General features: G+C 64.2%; 7 protein-coding genes. 1 reads left to right on the plus strand and 6 read right to left on the minus strand.

The annotated features are described in order from the left end of the window. On the minus strand, positions 1 to 583 hold a 583-nt coding region (locus MOV75_RS20095; RefSeq protein WP_247006458.1), incomplete at its 3' end, for a DUF4167 domain-containing protein. Between the two features lie 459 nt (positions 584 to 1,042). After that, positions 1,043 to 1,939, minus strand: coding sequence for a peptide chain release factor N(5)-glutamine methyltransferase (prmC, locus tag MOV75_RS20100; RefSeq protein ID WP_246929032.1), 897 nt, complete (start codon positions 1,937 to 1,939; stop codon positions 1,043 to 1,045). A gap of 92 nt (positions 1,940 to 2,031) precedes the next feature. On the opposite strand from prmC, the gene MOV75_RS20105 reads away from it, so the two are divergent. Then, positions 2,032 to 2,457: an HIT family protein gene (locus MOV75_RS20105; RefSeq protein ID WP_246929041.1), complete on the plus strand. Its 426-nt coding sequence runs from the start codon at positions 2,032 to 2,034 to the stop codon at positions 2,455 to 2,457. On the opposite strand, the gene MOV75_RS20110 is transcribed toward MOV75_RS20105, so the two are convergent. The 4 genes from MOV75_RS20110 to MOV75_RS20125 form a co-directional block, all read right to left on the minus strand. After that, positions 2,458 to 3,156: an ABC transporter ATP-binding protein gene (locus tag MOV75_RS20110; RefSeq protein WP_246929043.1), complete on the minus strand. Its 699-nt coding sequence runs from the start codon at positions 3,154 to 3,156 to the stop codon at positions 2,458 to 2,460. Next, positions 3,153 to 5,000, minus strand: coding sequence for an ATP-binding cassette domain-containing protein (locus tag MOV75_RS20115; RefSeq protein WP_246929045.1), 1,848 nt, complete (start codon positions 4,998 to 5,000; stop codon positions 3,153 to 3,155). Before MOV75_RS20115 ends, MOV75_RS20110 begins: the two co-directional genes overlap by 4 nt. Before the next feature lie 11 nt (positions 5,001 to 5,011). Continuing rightward, positions 5,012 to 5,887, minus strand: coding sequence for a branched-chain amino acid ABC transporter permease (locus MOV75_RS20120; RefSeq protein ID WP_246929047.1), 876 nt, complete (start codon positions 5,885 to 5,887; stop codon positions 5,012 to 5,014). 94 nt (positions 5,888 to 5,981) lie between these two features. Continuing rightward, positions 5,982 to 7,313 carry a substrate-binding protein gene (locus MOV75_RS20125; protein WP_246929049.1) on the minus strand — a complete coding sequence of 444 codons (1,332 nt, stop codon included), beginning with the start codon at positions 7,311 to 7,313 and terminating at the stop codon, positions 5,982 to 5,984. Positions 7,314 to 7,720 lie beyond the last annotated feature (407 nt).

The raw sequence follows: 7,720 nt of genomic DNA on the forward strand, positions 1-7,720 counted from the left end.
CATCGGCGATGACGGGCTGCGGCTGGTTCGCGGGTAGCGGCTGCGGCTGATATTGCGGCTGCGGACGATGGTCGCGCTCGCGGTGCTCGCGCGGCTGCTGGTTGTCACGCTGAAAGGGCTGCTGGTTGTCGCGTTGCTGATGATCACGCTGGTGATGATCGCGCTGGCCGTCGCGCTCGCGCACGAAAGATTGCTGCGGCGGCTGCGGGACGAAGCCCGGCTCCTGGCCGAAATTCGAGAAATTCTCGCCGTCGTCTTCGCCGTCGTCGCTATTGCTGCTGACCGGCTCGTCACCGCGCGGCTGCTGGTTCTGGCGGAACTGCTCCTGGGCCGCCGCGATCAGGCGGAAATAATGCTCGGCATGCTGGTAGTAGTTCTCGGCCGCAACGGGATCGCCGGAGGAGCGCGCGTCGCGCGCGAGCTGGAGATACTTTTCAGCGATGTGCGAGGCGGTGCCGCGGATCTTGATGTCGGGTCCGTTGGACTCGTAGACCCGGGTCATCGGGTTCTGGCTGCGCCGGTTGTTGTTGTTATTGTTGTTGTTGCGGTTGCGCATCCGCTGCTTGTTCTGACCGTTTCTCATGTCCTGCCTTTAATTCCAGCCCTAAAGGTTGCACGCATTACTGATTGCTAGGAGTGACCTGGTGACAGCGGTTCACATCGCTCACGCGCACCGCGCGCAAGCGGATTGATCCCTGCCGATGTTCGTCGACCGTCGCGCTCAACAAGACGCGTTTCCCCACCCGCCAGCATTGATCGCCAGCGAACCCATTCATTTCGCCTGCCGAAACAAGCCCAGCTTTCTCGCGTAAGTCTTCAAGCGCAATATCAGGCTTTCGTTCACTTTGCGGTCGGAGAGCAGCGTAGCTCCACTGGCTATCGCGCTTCACAGGACCTGCGGCTTGGAACCTATATCAGTAAAGCTCTCGCCCGAGAGCCCGGCTTTCGCCCGTAGGTCTACGGGGCCGGCACCGATGTGTTGACCGGAACGTAGTCGTTCCCAAGGGATATTCCAAGAGCTTTTTGCAGGCCAATCCGGCTTTTATGGAGGCATTTTTCGGGCCGAAACGGCCCGCGGAATGCCCGCCAGGTCGGCCTTGGGTGGCCTGCCCACCATTAACCCCGCAGCCGCCATAAGGGTTTCAATATTTCTCGCCTGGCCCTGGCCAGCCTCGACGATCAGCGCTCCGCCGGGGGCGAGACGCTCGCTCGCCTGCGGGATCAGGGCGCGGTAGGCGTCATAGCCGTCATTGCCGCCGTCGAGCGCCAAATGCGGATCGTGCTCGCGCACCTCGATGCTCAATGTCGGAATTTCGGCCGAGGGGATATAGGGCGGGTTCGACACGATGAGGTCGAACGGGCCGCCCAGTGCCGACGCGTAGGAGCAGGCGACGAAGCCGGCGCGGCCGGTGAGGCCGAGAGCGGCCGCATTGTCGCGTGCCGTATTGAGCGCCGTCAGGCTAACATCGGTGCCGACGCCAAACGCGTCGGGAATTTCGTGCAGCAGCGCGAGCAGGATGGCGCCTGATCCGACACCGATATCCGCGATTCGCGGGCGTTGTCCCGATATCGTGAGCTCGCGAAAAATCTCGAGCGCCAGCTCGACAACGGTCTCGGTGTCCGGCCGTGGCACCAGCGTCGCCTCGGACAGCCGGAACGGCATGCCCCAGAAATCCCGCGCGCCGAGAATGCGGGCGACCGGCTCATGTGCCAGCCGGCGCTCGGCGTATCGTTCGAGGCGCGCGGTCTCCCCAGGCGTGAGTTGTCGTGCCGCCTGCGTCATCAGGCCGGTCAGATCGAGCTCCAGGGCAGCGCCGACGAGCAGGCGCGCATCAAGCGCGGGTTCCTCGATGCCGGCCGATTGCAGCCGCGCGGTGAGGGCGCGCCGCGCACTCTCTATGCTGTTTCCCGGATCGAAGCCTGTCGTCAATGGAACCATCCTGCCCAGCATCGTGGATAGATCGGCAGGCTTGCTTGCGTCAACGGAAACGAGCGCGTTTGATCGCGCTTCGCAGCGAGGGAGGGGGATCCGTGACGGCCTATGACGACCAGAACGTCTTCGCAAAGATCCTGCGCGGCGAGATTCCCTGCTTCGAGGTCTTCAGGGACGATCGCAGCTTCGCCTTCCTCGACATCATGCCGCGCTCGCCCGGACACACGCTGGTCATTCCCCGCGCGCCGGCGCGCGGCATCCTGGATATCGCCGATGACGATCTCGCCGCAGTCGCGAGAACCGCCAAGCGGATCGCGATTGCGGCGATGAGGGCGTTCGATGCCGAGGGCATCATCCTGCAGCAGTTCAGCGAACCAGCCAGCGGGCAGGTGGTCCTTCACCTGCACATGCACGTCATGCCGGTCAGGTCCGGCATCGAGCTATTGCCGGCGCAGACGCGCAAGGAAGACATGGCCGTGCTCGCCGACCACGCCAAACGGATGGCCGCGGCGCTTGCTGGCTGATCAAACGCCGAGATAGCGCTGCAGCAGTTCCGGCTGGGCCTTCAGCTCCAGCGCCGGCCCCTCATGCACGATGTGGCCGTTGTTGATGATGTAGATCCGGCTCGCCAGCGCCAGCGTCGCCGCCAGATTCTGCTCCACCAGCACGATGGTCTGGCCGGCGGCCGCCAGCTCGCGGCAGGCCTTGACGAGATCCTGGACGATCACAGGCGCAAGGCCCTCGAACGGCTCGTCCAGCAGCACGATTTTGGGATCGCGCACCAGCGCCCGCGCGATCGCGAGCATCTGCTGCTCGCCGCCGGAGAGCTCGGTGCCGCGGTTGTTACGACGCTCCTTCAGCCGGGGAAACATCTCGTAGATGCGGCCGAGCGGCCATCGTTTCGGTGCGGTGATCCCTGCAAGGGTGATGTTCTCCTCCACCGACAGGCTGCCGAAGATGCGGCGCTCCTCGTGCACGAGCTGCATGCCGGCCAGCGCGATCTTGTGGCTCCTGCGTCCGGCGATGTCGATGCCGTCGAATTTCACGCTGCCGCTGCGCGGGGTTACGACGCCCATCAGGCTCTTCAGGGTGGTGCTCTTGCCGGCGCCGTTGCGGCCGAGCAGTGCCACCACCTCGTGGCGCTCGACGCGCATGGCGACGTCGAACAGGATGTGGGAGTCCCCGTAATAGCTGTTCAGGCCGTTGACCTCGATCAGGCTCATGCGGCGATCTCTCCGTGAACGCCGCCGAGATAGGCTTCCTGCACCGCGGCGTTGGTCTTGATTTCTTCGGGCGTGCCGGAGACCAGCACGCGGCCTTCCTGAAGCACGGTGACGCGCTCGGCCAGCTCGAACAGGGAGTCCATGTCGTGGTCGATGATGATCATGGTGCGCCCGCGCGCGATCGACTTGAGCAGCTTGACGGTCTCGACGCGCTCGCGCGGGCTCATGCCGGCGAGCGGCTCGTCGAGCAGCAAGAGGCGCGGTGAGGTCGCGAGCGCAAGCCCGATCTCCAGCCTGCGTTTCTCGCCATAGGCCAGTTCGGACACGGGCGTGTCGGCGCGGCGGGTCAGGTTGACCAGTGCCAGCGTGTGCTCGACTTGCTCCGTCAGGCCCTTGACGCCGGAGAGCTTGCGGAACAGATCGAGCCGGAACTTCCCGCGCAGCTCGGCCAGCGCGGCGATCGTCAGGTTCTGGCGAACGGTAAGGCCAGTGAAGAGCTGGTTGACCTGGTAGCTCTTGGTGAGCCCGAGCTGGCAAACCTCGGTGACCTTCAATCCCGTGATGTCGCGGCCCTCGAACACAATCTGGCCCGATGTCGGCGCGATCTCGCAGGTCAGCATCTTGAAGAAGGTCGACTTGCCGGCGCCGTTGGGGCCGATGATGCCGCGCAGTTCACCCTGATTGACGCTGAAATCGATGTCGCTGTTGGCAACGAGGCCGCCATAGCGCTTGGTGAGGCCGGTGGCCTTCAGGATCGGTCCGGAATAGGCGGGATGCTCGACCTCCTTGGCCTGCATCGGCGCTGGTGCGGATTGCTGTGTCGCCGCGGCGTCCGCAGCCTCCTGTTCAGTCTCTGCTTCCGTCCGCTTACGCTTGCCGGAGGCGAGGCGATAGAGATCTGCAATGCCTCCGACGATGCCGCCGCGCAGGAAGCAGACCAGCAGCACGAACACGACACCGAGCACCAGCTTCCAGGCCGCTCCGAGCCCGAGCGCGGCCTGCAGGAAATCCTGCAGGAAGAGCCAGACCGCCGCACCGACCAGCGGCCCGAACAGCGTGCCCCTGCCGCCGATCGCGGTCTGCATCACCAGCTGGCCGGAGGTCTCGAAGGTGAACGCGTCGGGCGGCATGAAGGCCTGGAGCACACCAAGCAGGCCGCCGGCAAACCCCGCGTAGGCGGCTGCGATCACGAAAGCAGTCAGCTTGTAGCCGTGGATGTTGTGGCCGACCGCCGTGGCGCGCAGCGGATTGTCCCGGATCGCGCTCAAGATCGCCCCGACCGGCGAGCGTACGATCCTGAGCGCGATGATGACGCCGACAAGGTAGCACAGCGCGATGAACTGATAGAGCGACCAGCCATTGGTGAAGTGGATGGTGGTGAAGCCGAGATTGAAGCTCGGCGTCGGCACGCCGGGCAGGCCGTTCTCGCCGCCGGTGAAATCCGAGAGCGGATTGAACTCGACGAAGAAGAACACCTGTGCGATCGCCACGGTGATCATGGCGAAATAGATGCCGGTCCGGCGCAGCGCGATCAGGCCGACGAGGTAGCCGGTCGCGGCGGCCGCGATCATGCCGATGATCAGCGCACCCAGCACGTTGCCGAAGCCGGCGCGCGTCAGGAGATAGGCCGCGACGAAGCCGCCGGTGCCATAGAAGGCGGATTGGCCGAACGACAACAACCCCGTGAAGCCGAACAGGATGTCGAAGCCGAGCCCGAACAGGCCCCAGACCAGGATCCGGTTCACGGTGTTCGGCGCGAAGCCGAGATGGGGCAGCACAAAGGGAGCCACGATCAGGCCGATGGCCGTCAGCGTCTCGATCAGGAATGGGCGTTGCTTGAGCATCACGAAATTACTTACTCGCGGCCCTGGACGCCGAGCAGGCCATGCGGTCGCACCACGAGTACGAGCGTCATGACCGCAAACAGCATCACATAGGCGTAGCCGGGGTTGAACATGGAGGTGACGCTGATGATCTCGCCGGCGATCAGTCCGCCGAGGATCGCGCCGGGGAACGAGCCGACGCCGCCGATCACTACCACCACGAAGGTCTGGACCAGGATGTCGTCACCGATGCCCGGTGTCAGCGAGACCACCGGCGCGTTGATGATGCCGGCAAAGCCGGCGGCCATCGCACCGATGCCGAACACGACCATGAAGACGCGGTAGACGTTGATGCCGAGCGAATCGACCATCACCGAGTCCTCGATGCCGGCGCGCACGATCATGCCGAGCCGGGTCCGGTAGAGGATGATGAACAGCGCGCCGAGCGCGACCGCGACGATGCCGACCACGGCGAGGCGATAGGTCGGATAGAACATGAAGCCGAGATTGGTGATGCCCTGGAACAACGCCGGCGGCGGCACCAGCTGCGACTGGCTCGAGAAGATCAGGCGCACGAGCTCGACGAAACAGATGCCGAGCCCGAAGGTCACCAGCAACTGATCCTCGTGCGGGCGATGATAGAAATGGCGGATGATGACGCGCTCCATGAGCACGCCGAGCAGCATCACGAACAGCGACCCCGCGATGACGGCGAGGACGAACGATTCCGTATACTGGTAGGCGACGAAGCCGGCATAGCCGCCGATCATGAACATCGCGCCGTGCGCGAGGTTGAGCACGCCGAGCGTGCCGTAGATGATGGTCAGACCGGAGCTGATCAGCGCGAGCAGTGCGCCGAGCGCCAGCCCGTTGAAGAGCTGCGAAACGAGGTTGGGCCAACTGATCATGACGGGTCACTGTTGCGACGCGCCGCGGCGCGTCAAAAAGGTGACGCCGCAGGAGCAGAGGGCAGCCCGCGGCGTCACAAGGGTTAGAGCGGGCTCAGCTGTAGTCGCCGGGATGGCAGCCGAAGGCGTCCGGCTTCTGCATCAGGCCTTCACCGGGGACGACCTCGACCACGTCGTACCAGTCTTCCTTGTTCTTCATGTCCTTCTGCATCTTGCCCTTCACGATCAGGACGGGACGGATGCATTGATGGTCTTCGGGACGGTAATGCACGTCGCCGACGAGCGAGGGGATCGTCTCGCCCTTCTCATAGGCCTTGATCACATCGGGCGGGTTGAAGCTGCCGGCCTGCTCGCACATGCGGGCCCAGTGCGCGAAGCTGACATAAGCATTCTCGGCGCCCCATTCCGGCTTGTAGCCGTACTTCTTCTCGAAGGCCTCGTTGAACATCTTGGCCAGCGGGAATTTGTCCTCGATCGTCCACCAATAGTCGGTGGCGGCGTAGACACCCTGCATCAAGCCGCCGGTCTCGCGCGCGATGAACGGCACCTGATACGGGACCACCAGCTTCATCTTGTCGAGGACGCCGAATTGCTTGGCCTGCTGGGTCGACAGCACCGCGTCGTGGCCCCAGTTGACATTGATCAGCACGTCGGCGCCGGAATTCGCGACGTTCAGAAGATACGAGGAGTAGTCGGGCGCACCGAGCGGCGCAACCTGGTTGGTCACGGTGGTCCAGCCGGCGGTCGCAAGGAAGTCCTGCATCGACTTGGTGACGGTGTGACCGTAGGTGTAGTCCGGCGTGAGGTACGCGGCCTTCTTGCCCTTGCCGAATTCCTTGACCATGACGGGGCCGATCGCCGCCGCGGCGGTCTGGCCGAAGAAGTTCTGACGGAAGCCGTAGCGGACGCAGTCCTTGCCGGTGGTGTCGTTCGAGCCCGAGATGCCGCACACGAAGATCACCTTCTCGCGCTGGGCGAGCTTGTTGAGCGCGACCGCGACCGCGCTGGACGTGCCGCCGGTGATCATGATCGCCTTGTTCTCGCTGATGAAGCGTTGCTGCGCCTGCACCGCCTCGTTCGGTTTGGCCGCGGAATCCGCGACGCCAAACTTGAGCTCCTTGCCGAGCACGCCCTTGCTGGTCTTCGGCGAGATCTTCTTGATCAGGTCGTGACCGCTGTTGATGTGCTCGATCGCGAGTTGATAGCCCTTGAGCTCGTCCTCGCCCTGAACGGCATAGGTTCCCGTGCGCGGCACCGAGATGCCGATGAAGGCGGTGGAGCCCGAAACGCCCGCGGGATACGTGCCGATCGGCTTGTCTTCGGCAAAGGCCGGCATCGCCGGCAGCACCGAGCCGCCGATGAGACCCGCGGTGGTCTGGAGCAAGCCGCGGCGCGAGAGGCCGCGGCGGACGAGATCGTCAGTCATGATCGTTTCCTCCGAATGTCGTTCTTGTTTGCAGGCACAACACGACCTGTCCGGCGGCAGCCGGCCTCGAGGGCCTGCCTGCACCGGGCACGTCACATCCGCGTGTAGCTCCTGGACGTAAACATTGCTTGTGAACACCTTCTGTCAATTTCGCCTTTGGTCGAACGACGAAAATTATCACGTGAAAACATATCGGATTACGATATATATTAGTCTTTGTGAGTACGAGGCTGGCGGGTTCGGCGGGAGAAATGGCGCGGCGGATGACAGTAGCGGGTGCCCGGAAGCGACGATCCTGGCCGCAGGAGGCGGAGCGGCAGGAGGCCGCGTGGCCTGCAGAGGATGGGAACGACCAACGCTTAGTGCCGCAGTCCGGCGATGGCCCGCGCCTGTCGGAGCCGCGCAGT

This window comes from Bradyrhizobium sp. PRIMUS42 (assembly GCF_023006515.1).
Lineage (GTDB): Bacteria > Pseudomonadota > Alphaproteobacteria > Rhizobiales > Xanthobacteraceae > Bradyrhizobium.